At 70.5% G+C, this 17,250-nt stretch carries 12 protein-coding genes; 7 read left to right on the plus strand and 5 right to left on the minus strand.

All coding sequences use genetic code 11. The annotated features are described in order from the left end of the window. Positions 1–25 precede the first annotated feature (25 nt). Together AC5Y6Y_RS14030 and AC5Y6Y_RS14035 are read left to right on the plus strand one after the other, a co-directional pair. Entirely contained in the window at positions 26–1,003 is a 978-nt protein-coding gene (locus tag AC5Y6Y_RS14030; protein WP_473138899.1) for a YihY/virulence factor BrkB family protein, read from the plus strand. A 47-nt stretch (positions 1,004–1,050) separates the two neighbouring features. After that, positions 1,051–2,193: an AI-2E family transporter gene (locus AC5Y6Y_RS14035; protein WP_473138898.1), complete on the plus strand. Its 1,143-nt coding sequence runs from the start codon at positions 1,051–1,053 to the stop codon at positions 2,191–2,193. Positions 2,194–2,208: 15 nt separating this feature from the next. On the opposite strand, the gene AC5Y6Y_RS14040 is transcribed toward AC5Y6Y_RS14035, so the two are convergent. After that, the gene (locus AC5Y6Y_RS14040) at positions 2,209–4,686 is read right to left on the minus strand and encodes a PE family protein (protein ID WP_473138897.1); all 2,478 of its coding nucleotides are present in this window, start codon (positions 4,684–4,686) and stop codon (positions 2,209–2,211) included. A gap of 320 nt (positions 4,687–5,006) precedes the next feature. Here AC5Y6Y_RS14040 and AC5Y6Y_RS14045 point away from each other — a divergent pair, with 320 nt between their 5' ends. Further along, positions 5,007–8,252, plus strand: coding sequence for a PE family protein (locus tag AC5Y6Y_RS14045; RefSeq protein WP_473138896.1), 3,246 nt, complete (start codon positions 5,007–5,009; stop codon positions 8,250–8,252). Positions 8,253–8,292: 40 nt separating this feature from the next. Here AC5Y6Y_RS14045 and AC5Y6Y_RS14050 read toward each other — a convergent pair whose 3' ends face one another. Genes AC5Y6Y_RS14050 through AC5Y6Y_RS14065 form a run of 4 tightly spaced genes read right to left on the minus strand, consistent with a single transcriptional unit; the run spans position 8,293 to position 12,510 of the window. Further along, positions 8,293–10,401 (minus strand): glycoside hydrolase family 3 protein, encoded by a 2,109-nt coding sequence (locus tag AC5Y6Y_RS14050; RefSeq protein ID WP_473138895.1) that lies wholly within the window; start codon positions 10,399–10,401, stop codon positions 8,293–8,295. Next, positions 10,398–10,892, minus strand: coding sequence for a TIGR04338 family metallohydrolase (locus AC5Y6Y_RS14055; RefSeq protein ID WP_473138894.1), 495 nt, complete (start codon positions 10,890–10,892; stop codon positions 10,398–10,400). Before AC5Y6Y_RS14055 ends, AC5Y6Y_RS14050 begins: the two co-directional genes overlap by 4 nt. Next, positions 10,889–11,638, minus strand: a complete 750-nt coding sequence (locus tag AC5Y6Y_RS14060; protein ID WP_463827967.1) for a DUF2786 domain-containing protein — start codon at positions 11,636–11,638, stop codon at positions 10,889–10,891. Before AC5Y6Y_RS14060 ends, AC5Y6Y_RS14055 begins: the two co-directional genes overlap by 4 nt. A gap of 32 nt (positions 11,639–11,670) precedes the next feature. Beyond that, the gene (locus AC5Y6Y_RS14065; protein ID WP_473138893.1) at positions 11,671–12,510 is read right to left on the minus strand and encodes an alpha/beta hydrolase; all 840 of its coding nucleotides are present in this window, start codon (positions 12,508–12,510) and stop codon (positions 11,671–11,673) included. 72 nt (positions 12,511–12,582) lie between these two features. On the opposite strand from AC5Y6Y_RS14065, the gene AC5Y6Y_RS14070 reads away from it, so the two are divergent. From AC5Y6Y_RS14070 to AC5Y6Y_RS14085, 4 genes are read left to right on the plus strand one after another with little or no spacing between them, the layout of a single operon-like run. Next, positions 12,583–13,572, plus strand: coding sequence for a sigma-70 family RNA polymerase sigma factor (locus AC5Y6Y_RS14070; RefSeq protein WP_473138892.1), 990 nt, complete (start codon positions 12,583–12,585; stop codon positions 13,570–13,572). Beyond that, positions 13,569–14,987, plus strand: coding sequence for an alpha/beta hydrolase domain-containing protein (locus tag AC5Y6Y_RS14075; protein WP_473138891.1), 1,419 nt, complete (start codon positions 13,569–13,571; stop codon positions 14,985–14,987). Before AC5Y6Y_RS14070 ends, AC5Y6Y_RS14075 begins: the two co-directional genes overlap by 4 nt. A gap of 55 nt (positions 14,988–15,042) precedes the next feature. Continuing rightward, positions 15,043–15,768 carry a pirin family protein gene (locus AC5Y6Y_RS14080; RefSeq protein ID WP_473138890.1) on the plus strand — a complete coding sequence of 242 codons (726 nt, stop codon included), beginning with the start codon at positions 15,043–15,045 and terminating at the stop codon, positions 15,766–15,768. Positions 15,769–15,813: 45 nt separating this feature from the next. After that, on the plus strand, positions 15,814–17,223 hold the full coding sequence (locus AC5Y6Y_RS14085; protein ID WP_473138889.1) for a YhgE/Pip domain-containing protein: 1,410 nt from the start codon (positions 15,814–15,816) through the stop codon (positions 17,221–17,223). Positions 17,224–17,250: the final 27 nt, after the last annotated feature.

Below are 17,250 nucleotides of genomic sequence, written 5' to 3' on the forward strand. Positions count from 1 at the left end.
CGGCGTGGGAATGAAGTGATCGGCGATGGTCGGCTGGTTGGACAGGCTGCAACGGCGTAACCGCGGCGTCGGGGTGGCCGTCGCCGTCATCTACAAGTACCTCGACGACCAAGGCAGTTACCTGGCCGCCCTGATCACCTACTACGCGTTCGTGTCGCTGTTTCCCATGCTGTTGCTGTTGACCACCGGCCTGGGAGTGTTGCTCGCCGACCGGCCGGATCTCAAGGCGAAGGTGCTGCAGAGCACCCTGAGTCAGTTCCCGGTGATCGGTAGCCAGCTGCAGCAGCCGGAGGGACTCAGCGGCGGGACGGTCGCTGTGGTGGTCGGCATACTGGGCGCGCTCTACGGGGGCCTGGGTGTGGGCCAGGCGGTGCAGAACGCGATGGATTCGGTGTGGGCGGTGCCGCGGGACCAGCGCCGCGACCCGTTCCGTTCCCGGGCATTCAGCCTGCTGCTGCTGTTCGTGCTGGGTTCGGCGGCCATCGCGTCGACCCTGCTGTCCGGCGTCGGGCACGCGACGGGATCGCTCGGCGTGTTCGGGAAAATCGGCATCGCGCTGGTCGCCATCGGCATCAATGCGTCGATCTGCCTGGTGGCCTTCCGCCTCACCACCGCGCGCGACCTCAGCTATCGCCAGGTGCTGCCGGGGGCCCTGGCCGCGGCGTTCATCTGGCAGGTCCTGCAGTGGTTCGGCGCCGGTTACGTCGGCCACGTCGTGAAATCGGCCAGCGCGACCAACAGCGTGTTCGCGCTGGTGCTGGGCATGCTCGCGTTCCTGTTCCTGGTGTCGTCGACGTTGGTGTTGTGCGCCGAGATCAACGTGGTGCTGGTGGAGCAACTCCACCCGCGTGCCCTGCTGACGCCGTTCACTGACGACGTGGACCTGACCCCCGCTGACCGCAAGACCTACACCAGGCGGGCGAAAGCCGAACGGGTCAAACGCTTTCAGCGGGTCAGTGTCCGGTTCGACGATGCCGATTCCACGACCACCGACGTGTCGTGAGGAAGCGCGTGCGACCCACCGCACCGGCGTCCAGCTACGCTGATCCGATGTCAGCAACTATCGATGACGATGCGGTAAGCCCGCTGGTCCGCAAGACCGCCGCATGGTCGTGGCGGCTGGTGGTCATCGTGGTGGCCGCGGTGGCGCTGCTGTGGGTGGTCGAGAAACTCGAAGTCATCGTGGTGCCGGTGCTGCTGGCCCTGATGTTCAGCGCGCTGCTGATGCCGCTGGTGGACTGGCTGGACATGCGGGGTCTGCCGCGCGGCTTCGCGGTGGCGCTGGTGCTGCTGGCCGGATTCGCGATCCTCGGCGGCATTCTGACGTTCGTGGTCACCCAGTTCATCGTCGGCGTCCCGGACCTCGTCACCCAGGTCGAGCACAGCATCGACTCCCTGCGCCGCTGGCTCATCGAGGGGCCGGCGCACGTGCGCCGCGAACAGATCGACAACGCCGGCAACTCCGCGATCGAAGCGCTGCGGAACAACCAAGCGAAGCTGACCAGCGGGGCGCTGTCTACCGCGGCCACCATCACCGAGCTGGCTACCGCCGCGGTGTTGGTGCTGTTCACCCTGATCTTCTTCCTCTACGGTGGCCGCAACATCTGGCAGTACGTTCAGCAGATCTTCCCGACCCATGTCCGCGACCGCGTCCACGAGGCCGGCAAGGCCGGATACGGCGCCCTGACCGGCTACATCCGCGCCACGTTCCTGGTCGCGCTGACCGATGCGGCCGGGGTGGGCGCCGGTCTGGCGATCATGGGCGTACCGCTGGCGTTGCCGCTGGCCTCCATCGTGTTTCTGGGCGCCTTCATACCGCTGATCGGCGCACTGGTCTCTGGCCTGCTGGCGGTGGTGGTGGCGCTGCTGGCCAAGGGCATGGTCTACGCGCTGCTCACCCTCGGCCTGCTGATCGTGGTGAACCAGCTCGAAGCGCACGTGCTGCAGCCCGTGGTGATGGGACGCGCGGTCTCGATCCATCCGTTGGCGGTGGTGCTGGCCATCTCCACCGGTGGGGTATTGGCCGGGATCGTCGGCGCGTTGCTGGCGGTGCCGACGGTGGCGTTCCTGAACAACGCCATGCAGGTGTTGCTGGCCAAGGATCCCGAGGTGGAGGCCGAGGAACAGGCCGAAGGCGAGACGGGCGCGATCGTGTCGGCTCGGCCGGACCAGCCGGACGACAGCGACCCGTAGTAGCCGACCGGCCCGTTACGGAGAGCCATTGGTGCCGGGGGCACCGGGCTGACCGCCGGGACCGCCGGCCCCGGCGGCTCCGCCGAGACCTCCTTGAGCATGCGCACCACCCACCGCGTTTCCGCCGTCTCCGCCGTCGCCCCCGTCGGTGAGTGGGCTGGCTGCGTTGCCGCCGTCCCCGCCGCGACCGCCCAGACTATTGCCGGTTCCCGCGTTGGTTCCGTCGCCGCCCCGACCGCCGTTTCCGCCGTCGCCGGCGATGCCCGCGCCGCCCGCCCCGCCGCGCCCCCCAACAGCATCCGCTGCGGAACCTGGCTCAGTGACACTCGCGTCACCACCGCGTCCCCCGATTCCGGCGTGACCACCGGTCGCTGCGCCGCCGGCCCCGCCGGCGCCGCCGACCGCGTCCGTCAACGAGGTGCCGGAGTTCACCGCCGCACCGCCGTTCCCGCCCGCGCCACCCGCGCCGGCGGTGCCATTGCCGCCCGCACCTCCGGTGCCGGCGGTCAGTATGTCGGTGACGTTGCCACGCGTGATTCCACCATCACCGCCCTTTCCGCCGGTGGTGCCGGTGCCGCCCTGCCCGCCGGCGCCGGCGACCGAAGCTTGCCCGCCGACGGAGTAGGCGTTCCCGCCGCGGCCGCCGTTGCCACCGGCCACGGCGGTCCCACCGTCGGCACCGGCCCCGCCGGCGCCCCCGGTGGCATTCCCGGTGCCGCCGGCGATGGCCGTGCCCCCGCCTCCTCCATCGCCGCCGCCGGCCGCGCCGGCACCGCCGTCACCACCCTGACCACCGGTGACGTTTCCCGGACCATTGTTCAGCGTCGCGAAACCACCGCCACCGCCGGTGCCGCCGAGATGAGTGGTCCCGGTACCGCCTGTGCCGCCGTTCCCGGAGATCGCGTTCGCCGTGCCGCCGCTCACCGCCGCACCGCCGTTCCCTCCGGTGCCGCCCCACGGTCCCTCGCCGCCGGAACCACCGGCGCCTCCGTGGGCGGTTCCGTTGCCGGTGCTTGTCGCAACGCCACCGTCACCGCCGCGTCCGCCGACACCGGTGTCGTCGGCAGTTCCGGTGCCGCCGGCGCCGCCGGTCCCACCGAACACGTTGTCGTCGCCCGCGGTGGTGGCGGTACCTCCGGCTCCCCCGTCGCCGCCGTCGCTGCCGTCGCCGCCTCGTCCTCCGGTGCCGCCGGGGCCCGTGCTGCCACCGGTACCGCCGGTGCCCGGCGTGCCTCCGGCACCTCCGGTGCCGCCGTTGCCACCGTCGCCGTCCTTTGCGGACCCGTTGCCACCCTGGCCGCCTTCACCGCCGGTACCGCCGGTCCCGCCGTTGCCGTTGATGCCACCGTTGCCCGCGCCGCCGGTACCTCCGGTGCCGCCCTGGGCGCCGGACGTGCCATTGCCACCTTCGCCGAGGAGGCCGACGCCCGCGATCCCTTGCATGCCCGCACCCCCGGTGCCGCCGGTGCCGCCTTTGCCCCCGGTGCCGATAGCCCCGGGTGCTGCGCCGTCAGCGCCGGCTCCGCCGATGCCGGCAGTTCCGCCGGTGCCACCCTGACCGCCGTTGGTGGCCCCGGAACCGGTGTCGGCCAGTCCTTCGCCGCCCTGACCGCCCATTCCGCCAGTGCCACCAACTCCGCCGGCACCGCCCCCGCCATGGGCACCCTGCGTTCCACCGAACAGACCCGGGGCTCGCCCGCCAGCGCCTCCCCCAGCGCCATTACCACCGATGCCACCTTGACCGCCCTGACCGCCCTGCTCGCCGATGCCGCCCGGGCCGCCGCCAGCAATGCCATTGATGCCGGTGCCTCCGGTACCGCCTGTTCCGCCGACGCCACCGGCTCCGCCCGGGCCGCCATTGCCCCAGAGCAGACCTCCGGTGCCGCCGGCGCCGCCCGTACCGCCGGCACCGCCGCTACCGCCGACTGCGCCCTGGGCGCCGATCGATCCTGTGACACCGGTTCCGCCGGTACCGCCGGCGCCCCCGTGTCCGATGAGGCCGGCGTCGCCACCCCGGCCGCCGGTCTGTCCGGGTGCCCCGGACCCGCCGTCGCCACCGTTACCCCACAGCAGACCGCCAGCTCCGCCCGCTTGTCCGGTTCCCGGGGCACCGTTGACACCGTTGCCGATCAACGGGCGCCCGAGCAGCAGATTGGTCGGCGCGTTGATGACATCCAGAACGAGGTGCTCGAGAAGCACCAAGGGGGAGGCACTGGCGGCATCGGCGGCGACATAGGCGCCGGCTGCGGTGGCCGTGGCCTGGACGAACTGTGCATGGAACTGCGCCGCTCGGCCACTCAGCGCCTGATACTCACGGGCGTAATTACCGAAAAGTTCGGCAATAGCCAGGGATACTTCATCGCTGGCGGCGCTGAGGACAGCTGTAGTGGAACGTGCGGCCGCTGAATTGGCTTGCGTCACCGATGACTGGATTCCAGCGAGTTGCTGCGAAGCGGAAATCATTGTTTCTGGTACCGCAATTACGTGCGTCATCGGGCCGGTGTGCCTTTCCTGAGACCGATTGAATTTTCGCCTCGGGAGCGTAGTCCGGAACAGTTCGGTATGAACTGGTTTTTACGTAGATTTATGCTGATCAGCACGCCGGTACCGCTTTCCGGATATCGCATACACAGATGCATTCCCATTCACAAGTGCATTCTGGTTGCTGCGCTCAGCGTTGTTGTACACCTATGTTTTTCAAATAAACTTCATTACCCGTCGGCGATCAGAAACTTCAACTAATGTCGCCCGCGGTGTCCGGCGTCGTGCCGGATCAACCTTCCCGCTTGCCCACACACCACTGAGGTATCGCCGTGTCGTTTCTGCGTTTATCGCCCGATGTGGTGGCCTCCGCGGCTGCCGACCTACGCCGAATCGGCACCGGTGTCGCGGCTGGCAACGCCGCTGCGGCCACCGTCACGACCCAGGTGGGCAGCGCGGCCGCCGACGAGATATCCCTCGCCGTCGCTGAGCTTTTCTCCCAGCACGCCGCCAACTACCAGAGGCTGGCCGCCGATGCCTCGGCGTTCCACAGCCAGTTCGTCGGCAACCTGCTGTCCGGCGCGGACAGCTACCTGTCGAATGAGGCGGCGAACACCGGCCTGCTCGGGCTGCTGAACGGTCCCAGCAACGTTCTGCTCGGCCGGCCGCTGATCGGCAACGGCGCCAACGGTGCCACCGTCGACGGCGTCGGCACCGCCGGCGGCGCAGGCGGGATCCTGTACGGCAACGGCGGCAGGGGCGGCACCAGCACCAAAGCCGGGGCGACCGGTGGAGCCGGCGGGGCCGCCGGACTCATCGGCAACGGCGGTGCCGGCGGCCTGGGTGGCGCGGGCGGGACCGGCGGCGCAGGCGGCAGCGGCGGATGGCTGCTCGGCAACGGTGGCGCAGGGGGCACAGGTGGGGCCGGACTGGCCGGGACCACCGGCCCGGGTGGCCAGCAGGGCGGCGACGGTGGGAGTGGCGGCCGCGGCGGAGTCGGTGGCACCGCCGGCCTGTTCGGCGCCGGGGGTACCGGTGGCGACGGTGGTCGGGGCGGCGACGGTGGCGCCGGCGGCAAGGGAGTGACCGGCAGCGCGAACTATTCCGACGGCGGCAACGGCGGCCAAGCCGGTACCGGCGGCGATGCCGGAGCCGGTGGCAATGCGGGCCCGTTCGGCACCAATGGCAGCGGCGGGCGCGGCGGCCACGGCGGGACTGGTGGAATCGGCGGTCTCGGGGCTCCTGACTCCTCAGATGCCTTCGGCGGCAGTGCCGGAGGTGTCGGCGGCGATGGCGGGAATGCCGGCGCCGGCGGTGCCGCCGGGACCGGCGGCAGCGGCGGATCCTCGGGCGCTTACGGCGACGGCGGTAAGGGTGGCACCGGTGGCGAAGGCGGAGCCGGCACGCACGCGACAACGACCGGCAGTCCCAACGGCGGCAAGGGCGGTCCAGGTGGGCAGGGCGGATCCGGCGGCGACAGCGGCGCCGGTGGTCGCAACGGAGATGGCGGTGACGGCGGCGTTGGAGGCGTCGGTGCCGACGGTGCGGACGGCGCCGCCGACACCGGCAGCGGCGCTGGTGACGGTGGCAGCGGCGGCGACGGCGGCACCGGCGGAACCAGCGGCATCGCCGGTACCGGCGGCAGCGGCGGAACTGGTGGTACCGCCGGTAGGGGCGGTACCGGGGGCAACGGTGGCCAAGGGGCGGCCGGCCTGGCGGGATCCGGGCACCTGGGCGGCCACGGCGGCCACGCCGGCGACGGCGGCAATGGCGGAAACAGTCCGGCCGGCGGTACCAATGGCGACGGCGGCGTGGGCGGCCGCGGGGGCAACGGCGGTGTCGGTGGCAGTGGTGCCGCCGACAGCGGCAGCGGCGGCCAGAACGGCGGCAACGGCGGCAATGGCGGTAACGGCGGCGTCGGCGGTGCCGACGGCCACGGTGACGGCGCCGTCGGCAAGGCCGCCGCCGGTGGCGACGGCGGCACCGGAGGGGGAGGCGCTGTCGGTGGCGACGCGACGGCAGGTTCCCAGCGTTACGGCGGCTATGGCGGCTATGGCGGTTTCGGCGGATACGGCGGATCCGGCGGCGGCGGTGAAATCGGTGCCGGCGGCGACGGTGGCAACGGCGGCAAGGGCGGCGACTCGGCCGCCGGCGGACTCCACGGGGACGGAACGCGCAACAGCTGGGGTGCCGCCGGCACCGGCGGCGACGGCGGCAACGGCGGCAACGGCGGCAACGCCGCACTCGGGCAGGCCGGACCAGAGGGCGGACACGGCGGTCACGGCGGACTCGGCGGTAACAGCGGCACCGGCGGCACCGCGGGCACCGGCGGCGACGGTGGAGAGGGCGGGGAAGGCGGCGACGGCGGCGGGGACGGCACCACCGGCCAGCCCGGCCTGATCGGCGGCACCGGTGGCAATGGCGGCGACGGCGGCGATCCGGGAACAGGTGGCGCCGCCGCGACCGGCGGCAGAGGCGGCAACGGGGGCGCCGGTGGCGAGGGCGGCTGGGGCGGCGCCGGCAGCAACGCGGCAGGTCTGCCCGGTGCCACCGGGGGCACCGGCGGCAACGGCGGCAACCCGGGGACCGGCGGCACCGCCGGGAACGGTGGCGACGGCGGACAAGGCGGCTGGGGCGGTGACGGCGACGGAGGTGTCGGACGACCGGGCTATGCCGGTGGCAACGGCGGCATGGGTGGCACCGGCGGGCTTCCCGGCCCCGGTGGCACCGCCGGCAACGGTGGCGAGGGCGGATTGGGCGGCCAGGGTGGCGAGGGCGCCGTCGGCGGACCCAACCAGCAGGGATACCAAGGCGGAATCGGCGGACAGGGCGGACAGGGCGGCCTCGGCGGCTCGGCCGGACTGGGTGGCACCAACGGCAACGGTGGCCTCGGCGGCACGGGCGGCCAGGGTGGCGACGGCGGCCTCGGCGGCAACGGGGACAACACCTCGCCGTTGCCGGCGGGCGTCGGCGGTACGGGCGGACTCGGCGGCGACGGTGGCGGTGGCGGACAACCCGGGTCGGGGACCGGTAAGTCCGGTGCGGTCGGCGGAGCGGGTACCGGCGGCATCGGCGGTACCGGTGGCGTGGGCGGCAGCGGCTATGACGGCGCGGTCGGCGGCGTGGGAGGTGCAGGCGGTCAGGGCGGTTCCGGAGCACCCGGCCTGCCGGGCCAGGCCGGTGGAACCGGCGGTAACGGCGGTATCGGTGGCGGCGGCGGGCCGGCAGCCGGTGGCGGTGACGCGGGTGCGGGCGGTATCGGTGGCATCGGCGGCACGGGCGGAAATGGCGGCGACGCAACGACTTCCGGCCAGGCCGGCGCACACGGCGGGCACGGCGGCAAAGGCGGCGGCGGAGGAGGCGGCGGGGTCCCCACCGGCGGCGGGAAGGGTGCCGACGGCGGCGACGGCGGCGACGGCGGTCCGGGCGGCGCCGGTGGCGACGGCGAGGCTGCGCCGGGAGGCACCGGCGGAACCGGCGGCACCGGTGGCGCCGGTGGCCACGGCACCCCGCCTGGTGGTGTCGACGGCTCCGCCGGCGACCCCGGACTGGATGGATTGGACGGCGGAACCGGCTGAGTCACCCCGGTGCCCGCGGGTCGTACGTTCGGGGCGTCCCTCAGCACCCGAACGTGCGGCCGGTTAACTCGACCTCGCCGGTCAGCCTCAGGTCCACCGCCGACGCGCCGACGGCCACCGCGTGCCGGCCCGCCGCGATCCGCCAGCTCCCCGCCTCGAAGCGGGCCAGCAGCCGCGGCTCGGCGTGGATGTGTACCCGGCGGGACTCCCCGGGCAGCAGTTCCACCCTGTCGAAACCCAACAGCCGCAACCGCTTTCCGTCGGGCGCTGCGGTCAGATACAGCTGCGGCACTTCGGTGCCGGTCCGCTCGCCGGTGTTGACCACGGTGCAGGTGACGGCCACCGTTTCGCCGCCGGACGCCTCGAGATCGCGGTACTCGAAGCTGGTGTAGGACAACCCGTGGCCGAACGCGAACAACGGTTCCTGCTCGGTGGACGCGAACCACCGGTAACCGACCTCGGCGCCCTCGGTGTAGTGGATCGTGCTCGGCGTCCCCAGCCCCGCGACCTCGGGCAGTTGCGGGCGCGGCGTCTGGCCGAGATCCGCCGGAAAGGTGACCGGCAGCCGTCCCGACGGATTGACCTGTCCGGCAAGGACTTCCGCGATGGCCTGACCGCCCCGCTGCCCGGGATACCAGGCCTGCAGGATTGCGTTCACCGCAGCGCGCCACGGCATCGCCACCGGGTTGCCGGTCTCGAGCACCACCACCGTGTTCGGGTTGACCGCCGCGACTGCGGCGATCAGCGCATCCTGGCCCCACGGCAGCGACAGGTCCGCGCCGTCGAATCCCTCCCCTTCGGCCCGGGTTGCGAACACGATCGCGACGTCAGCCCGGCGGGCCACCGGGACCGCCTCGGCGGGGTTGATGCCGGGGTCGAAGTAGATTTCGGCGTGCGGGAATTGCTTTCTGAGTTCCTCGAGCGGGCTCGACGGCAGTAGATACAGATTGCGCATCCCGGCTTCCAGCCCGGCGCCCCCGATCGGGATTACACCCGCATAGCCGCCGGGCGGCAGCACGGTGCTGGAGCCGTATCCGGCCGGCACACCGAGCTGAGCGTGGCCGCCGATCACCGCGATCCGGGCTGCGGACGTCACCGGAAGGACTCCCCGGTTGTGCAGCAGCACGATGCCCTGACGCGCGACTTCGGTCGCAATAGCGTTGTGCGCGTGCATATCCGGCTCCGGCACCGGCCCCCATCGGTCCGCCCCGACGGCGAAGATGGACCGCAGGATGCGGCGCACCATGTCGGACAGCCGCTCGGCGGGCAACCGTCCATCGGCGTACGCCGCGCGCAGCGGCTCGCCGAAGGTCTCTGCCTGCCAGAGCAACGCATCGATCTGCGCGCCGCATTCCTGGTCGAGCCCGGCCAGCGCACACTCCCAACCCGGTGTGCCGCCCCAGTCCGACATGACCCAGCCGCGGTATCCCCACCCGCCTTTGAGTATCTCGGTGAGCAGGACTGCGTTGGCCGCGCAGTAGGCGCCGTTGACCTTGTTGTAGGCAGCCATCACCGCCCCGGGGCGGCCCCGCTCGATCGCAATCTGGAAAGCCAGCAGGTCGGATTCGCGGTGTGCGTCGGGGTCGATGACCGCGTCGAGCCAGTGCCGATTGGTCTCGTTGCAGTTCAGCGCGAAATGCTTCACCGTGCTGATGACACCGTGCTGCTGGATGCCGAGGATCTGTTCGGCGGCCAGCACCCCACTCAGCAGCGGATCTTCGGAGAAGTATTCGAAGTTGCGGCCGTTGCGCGGGTCGCGGGCCAGGTTCATCGCACCGGCCAGTTGTACGTTCAGTCCGCGGCCGCGTGCCTCCGCGCCGATCACCGATCCCGCGGCGCGGGCCAGCTCCGGGTTGAAACTGGCCGCCAGCGCCAGCCCGGCGGGCAGGGCGGTGGCGGTGTCACCCGGGCGGAAACCGGGATTGGTCACCCCGAGTCCGGCGTCGCTCATCCGCAGTGCCGGCACGCCGAGGCGGGCGATGCCCGGCACATATCCGGCGCTCATCGGTACCTCCGGCGGGATGCGCTCGTCGCGCAGCGGCCACATGTCCCCGGCACCCATGACGCCCACCAACAGGGCGAACCGCTCGTCGTCGGTCAGCTGCGCTTCGACTTCGTGTGCGCGCGCATCGGCTTCGTGGTCGTTCATCGCACTCCCTCTTTGGCGTACACCACCCGCAGCACATGCCCTACTTCGGGACCCATCACCAACTCCGTCAACGTGCACATCGTCGCCACGAACTCCGGCCCGTGTGCCGGGGCGACCTGGCTCAGATGGTGCGCCACCTCGTGCAGCACCACCAATTCACGCATCGCCCAGTCGGCGCTGACCCGGTCCGGAACAGCGATAGTGCCGGCGCCGCCGCGGTTTTCGTAGTGCGCGGCGCTGGCCGCGCGTCGCGCCCGGACCCGCAGCGGTGACACCGCCGGCCACTGCAACCGCACGGCGGGCAGCGCCAACACGTCGTCGACGTAGCGCTGCACCGACTCGACGGACGCGAACCGGGCCTCGGGCGGCAGCGTCAGCTGCGTACCGAAGAACTCCACGCTCGGCAACCCGTGCTCCCGGGCGCGGTCGAACATCGCCCGGACGAAGACTTCGGCCCCATAGACCTTGGCGCGCTGGGTATCTCGCGTCACCGGCCCAGCGCGGTCCGGGCGCCCGGTAACTCGGGACTGTTGCCCAGCCGGGCCCGTCGACCGGCCCGGTCACCCGCGCGTCGGGCAGCCGACGAGTACCCGGCCGTGGCCCGGCTGGCCTGCCAGGTGCCCCGCGCCCTCGATGCGCTCCGGTAGTGATCACGCAGCTCGACTTCTTTGTCCCGCAACGCGATCGCCGTCCCCGGCGCGCGACTGCGGTCCCTGGTCACTTCCTGACGGGCCTGCTCGCGCGCTTCGGCCAGCCGCTGACCGACCCGCGCCCCGAACGCGAGCTGGAAGTTGAGCCGGGCGGTGATGGTCGGCGTGGGACGGTGCGCGCCGGACGCCAGGTAGGCATCCGAGGCGCGCACCATCTGCACCACCAGGCTGGCGTACAACGCGTGGGTGGCGTCGATGTCCTCGGCGAACCCGTAGGCGTAGATGAACGTGGAGTTGGACGCGATGTCGCAGCGCACGTCGTTCGCCGCGGCGATCAGCACGAAAAGCTGTGCGTACGTGCGCAACCCGCGCGTGCCCGCGTTGCCGATGGTAATGGTGCGCTGGGTGGGGATCTGCGCGGCGGATCGGTTGGAGGAATGCGAACGCGCCACCGCCAGGTCGATGGACGCGGCCGTCGCCAACCGCTGTGCGGCACTCAGAAACGCGTCGGCTTCGTGGGTATTGTCGGTACCCTCCGCCTGGCGTAGCAGTGCCGCGATACGGGACAGCATCTTGTCGTCGGTCATGGGGCCAAACTAATCCGGCGGTCCGACACGCTTCACAGCCGCAGGTTGATCCACGACACCACGTCGCCCAGCACCTGATCCCGCTCGGGCTCGTTGAAGACCTCGTGGTACAGCCCTGGGTACTCCTTGAGCTGGACATCGCCGGAACCCACGCATCTGATGACCTGTCGGCTGCCCTGGATCGGGGTCAGCCGGTCCTCGGTGCCATGCAGCACCAGCAGCGGAGCCGTCACCGCCGGCGCCCGCTGGGACATCGTCTCGCCGACCGCCAGCAACGCGCGGCCGATCCCGGCCGGGACCTTGCCGTGGTACACCAGGGGATCGTCGTAGTAGGCCTTGACCACCTCGGGGTCCCGCGAGATCGCGTCGGTGTCCAGCGGCTGCACCGGCAAGCCGGGGGCCAGCGCGCCCAGCACCTTGGCGGCCAGCGCGACCACCGCGGGCACCATCTCCTGCGCGGCTATCGCCGGGGCCGAGAGCACCATCAGGTCGTAGTTGTCGGGACGTTCCACGCCGTAGGCGAACACGATCGCGCCGCCCATGCTGTGTCCCAGCACGATGCGCTTGAGACCCGGGTATTCCCGGGTGGCGATGCCGACGAGGGTGTCCAGGTCGGCGGTGTACTCCGCGATGTTCTTCACCTGCACCCGTTTGCCGCCGGAACGGCCGTGGCCGCGATGGTCCAGGGCGTAGGTGACCAGCCCGGCCTCCCCCAACCGCGTCGTGACGTGGTCGTAGCGGCGGGCGTGTTCGCCGAATCCGTGGGCCAGGACCACTACCGCGCGCGGTGCGACATCCGGCGACCACACGTCGTAGACGATGCGCACTCCGCCGACACCGTCGAAGGTCCGTTCCGTGCGGGTGGTAGTCATTGAGGGCAGCTTAGGCGACGGAAGGCGTCTCCTGCCTATGAGTTGTCACAGCGTCTGCGTAGTCTCGACCGGGTGAGTGTGCTCACCGAAAACACGGCCGGTGGCGAGGGTGCTTCGGCCTCCGATTTCGCCGCCCACGCCGAGCCTTATCGGCGTGAACTGCTCGCACACTGCTACCGGATGACCGGCTCCCTGCACGACGCCGAGGATCTGGTGCAGGAGACCCTGCTGCGGGCCTGGAAATCCTATGACCGGTTCGAGGGCAGATCCTCGGTGCGCACCTGGCTGTACCGCATCGCCACCAACACCTGCCTGACGGCCCTGGAGGGTCAGCAGCGCCGGCCGCTGCCGACCGGGCTGGGTACCTCCAGCTCGGACCCGACGGCGGAGCTCGTCGAGCGGGCCGAGGTGCCCTGGCTGGAGCCCCTGCCGCAGGCAGACCCGCACGATCCCGCGGAGGTGGTCGGCCGGCGCGAATCGGTGCGGCTGGCGTTCGTGGCCGCCCTGCAGCACCTGTCGGCGCGGCAGCGGGCGGTGTTGCTGCTGCGGGATGTGTTGCAGTGGAAGGCCGCCGAGGTGGCCGAGGCCATCGGCACCACCACCGTCGCCGTCAACAGTCTGCTGCAGCGGGCCCGCACCCAGTTGGAAGCTGTCGGGCCCAGCACGGAAGACCGGCTCGCGGACCCCGACTCGGCCCAGGCCCAGGATCTGCTGGCCCGCTACATCGCCGCGTTCGAGTCCTACGACATCGACCAGCTGGTCGACGTGTTCACCGCCGAGGCCATCTGGGAGATGCCGCCCTACACCGGCTGGTACCGGGGCGCGCGCGACATCATCGCGCTCATTCACCAGAAATGCCCCGCCGAGCTGCCGGGTGACATGCGAATGGTCCCGTTGCTGGCCAACGGACAGCCGGCGGCGGCGATGTACCTGCGGATGGGCGAGCGGCATGTGCCGTTCCAGCTGCACGTCCTGGACATCCGCAGCGACGGTGTGTCGCATGTCGTCGCGTTTCTGGACGGGTCGTTGTTCACCACATTCGGACTGCCGGAGTCGCTGTGACAGATTCGCCTACCGCCACACCTGTGCCAGGTCAGCCGCTGCTGCTGTTGGGCGCCTTCGACATCGGCGAGGTGGGCTACGTCGCGCACGAGTTCTTCATCTCCGGCACCGCGCGGTCCTACACCCCCGAAGGCGAGCTGGACCCGGGCGGCCGGTGGACGGTAATCCCTTCGCAGACAGCGGATTACATCACCCGGATGGTGGTGCTGACTCCTGCCGATCACACCAGGTTCAACGGCTCCGTGCTGGTCGAATGGCTCAATGTCAGCGGTGGCATCGATGCGCCGGCCGTCTGGATGATGGCTCACCGCGAGGTGATCCGCGCGGGCTACGCCTACGTCATGGTCTCGGTCCAGAAGGTCGGCATCGACGGCGGAATGAATCTGCTGGGCATGGATATGTCGCTGAAAAGTCAAAGCCCGCAACGGTATGCGAGCCTGGAGCACCCCGGCGATGCGTTCGCCTACGACATCTTCTCCCAGGCCGGCCGGCTGGTCACCGACTCCGGCCCGGCCGTCCTGGACGGGCTGACCGCCGAGCACGTCATCGCCCTCGGTGAATCGCAGTCCGCGATGTTCTTGACCAGCTACATCAATGCCGTGGATCCGCTGGCTGAGGTGTACGACGGTTTTCTGGTGCACTCCCGCTTCGGCCCCGCCGCGCCGGTGGACAGCCGGTCCATTTTCGAGCTGCTCAACGCCCCCTCAACGCCGGTCAGGTTCCGGCCGGACCTGCGCGTGCCGCTCGTCACGGTCATCACCGAAACCGATCTCTTCGGCGCCACGCCGCAGGGGTACTACTTCGCCAGGCAACCCGACAACGAGCTGCTGCGGGTGTGGGAGATCGCCGGCGCCGCGCACGCCGACAATTACACGATCCAGGTCGCAGCCATCGACTCCGGGTCGGCGTCCATCGAGGACCTCGCGGCGGCCTACACCCCCACCCGCAGCCTGATGGGCCAGCAGCTCGACCACTACATCAACTTCGGGCCGCAACACCACTACGTGGTGCAGGCTGCGCTTGCCGCACTGCACAACTGGGTGCGCACCGGCGCGCCGCCGCCCAGCGCGCCATTGCTGGAGGTGCATGAGGACGACCCGCCCGCGCCGGTGCTGGACGCCCATGGCATCGCCGCGGGTGGCGTGCGCACCCCGTGGGTGGACATTCCGATCGCCCGGACGTCGGGGGTCAGCGACGACGCAAACATCATGTCGGCGATCTTCGGTTCCGGCGAACCATTCGACGAGGACACCCTGCGCCGGCTCTACCCGGGGGGCGCGCCGGATTACCTGGCCGGGTTCACCCTCGCGCTGGACGAGGCGATTCAGTCCGGTTTCATCCTGGCGGCCGATCGCGACGAGATCCTGCAACTGGCCGCCGCGACGTACCCCGGCCATCAGGACGCCCGACCGTGACCGGGCTCGATGACGCGCACGCCCGAGCCCTGCCGACCGCACGACGGTAGCGCCCGTGCCTGCCACCGTGGACATCCGGCGAGCCGTGGATCGCGCTGTCACCAGGACAGATTGGCTGCAGTCCCGGCATTCTTTCTCGTTCGGCGATCACTACGACCCCGACAACACCCACCACGGACTGCTGCTGGTCAACAACGACGACCGCGTGCAGCCGGCCACCGGATTCGACAGCCATCCACACCGGGACATGGAGATCGTCACCTGGGTACTGGACGGCGAACTCACTCACCGGGATTCGGCCGGCAACCAGGGTGTCATCTATCCCGGCCTGGCACAACGGATGTCGGCCGGCAGTGGCATTGTCCATTCGGAGAAGAACGAATCCTCTTTCAAGCCAGTGCATTTCATCCAGATGTGGATCGCGCCGGATCAGACCGGCATCACCCCCGGCCACCAGCAGGTCGATGTCGACGACCAACTGTCCCGCGGCGGTCTTCTCACCATCGCCTCGGGCATCCCCGGACACGACGGGGCCCTGACACTGCACAACCGCTCGGCCGCACTGCACGTCGCGCGGCTGGGCAGCGGCGACTCGGTGGAGCTACCCGCGGCACCGTATCTGCACGCGTTCGTCACACGCGGCGAAGTGCGACTCGAGGACGCCGGCGAACTCGCGGTCGGTGACGCCGCCCGGCTCACCGACACCTGCGGCCGGCGGTTGACCGCGCTGCGGAACTGCGAGGTGCTGGTGTGGGAGATGCACGCGAAACTGGGCGGCTGACGGTCGGTTCGAGCCGATACAGTGGGCACGACAGACAGGAGCCCCATGTCTCAGAAGCAGGCTCGGCACGCGCTGCCCAAGCCCGACCGGAACACCAAGTCCCTTCGCACGGTGCGGTTCTGGGCGGCGCCCATCGTCATCACGTTGGCGTTGCTGTCCGCGTTGTCCGCGCTGTATCTGGGCGGCATCCTGAATCCGACCACCAACCTGCGGCATTTCCCGGTCGCCGTCGTCAACCAGGACGCCGGGCCGTATGGCAAACAGGTGGTGGACGGTCTGCTGGCCAACGCGGACAAGGACAAGTTCGACGTCCGCGTCGTGACTCAGGCCGAAGCCAGACAGTTGCTCGACCGAGCCCAGGTGTACGGCGAGCTGGTCATCCCGGTGTCGTTCTCGTCGACGCTGCATGAGCTCGGCGAGAGTGCGTTGTCGCCCAGCCGCGGGCAACGGGCGACCATCACAATCTCGACCAACCCGCGGGCCGGCACCCTCGGGTCGAGCATCGCCGGTCAGGCGCTGACCCAGGTGGCGACCACGGCGAATGCCAAGATCGGCGAACGTCTTTCGGCCGAAGTCCAGGCCCAGGCCGCGGGTACGCCGCTGGCCGGCGCGACCATCCTCGCCGTGCAGAGTCCGATAGAGATCAAGTCGGCCGTGTACAACCCGCTACCCAATGGCACCGGAAACGGGTTGTCGGCCTTTTACTATGCGCTGCTGCTGTTGCTGGCCGGTTTCACCGGCAGCATCGTGGTCAGCACCCTGGTGGATTCGATGCTGGGTTACGTGCCAGCCGAATTCGGCCCGGTCTACCGCTTCGCCGAACAGGTCCGCATCTCGCGGTTCCGCACCCTGCTGATCAAGTGGATGCTGATGGTGGTGCTGGCGTTGCTGACGTCGGGGGTGTACATCGCCATCGCGCACAAGCTCGGCATGCCCATCCCGTCGGTCTGGCACCTCTGGCTCTACGGCGTGTTCGCCATCTGCGCGGTGGGCATCACGTCCAGTTCGCTGATCGCCGTGCTGGGTTCGATGGGCCTGTTGTTCAGCATGCTGATCTTTGTGATCCTGGGCCTGCCCTCGGCCGGGGCGACGGTGCCGCTGGAAGCCGTGCCGCCGTTGTTCCGCTGGCTGGCCGAGTTCGAACCTATGCACCAGGTTTTTCTGGGTGTGCGTTCGCTGCTCTACCTCGACGGCCACCCGGAAACCGGCCTGTCCCAGGCGCTGCTGATGACCGCCATCGGGCTGGTGATCGGGCTGCTGCTGGGCGGCATCGTCACACACCTGTACGACCGCAAGGGTTTTCACCGGATCCCGGGCGCGGTCGAGCTCGCGATCGCCGCGGAACATCAGGCACAGCACCAGGCGCGCACCGAGAAGGCGCGCAACGCCGAGGCCGCGCCCCCCACCGAAGACGACCCGAACGAGAAAGCCGAAACCCCAAGCGAGCAAACGTAATTCCGGCGCGGCCGAACCGTCACGCAC

The organism is Mycobacterium sp. NGS24, assembly GCF_059813065.1.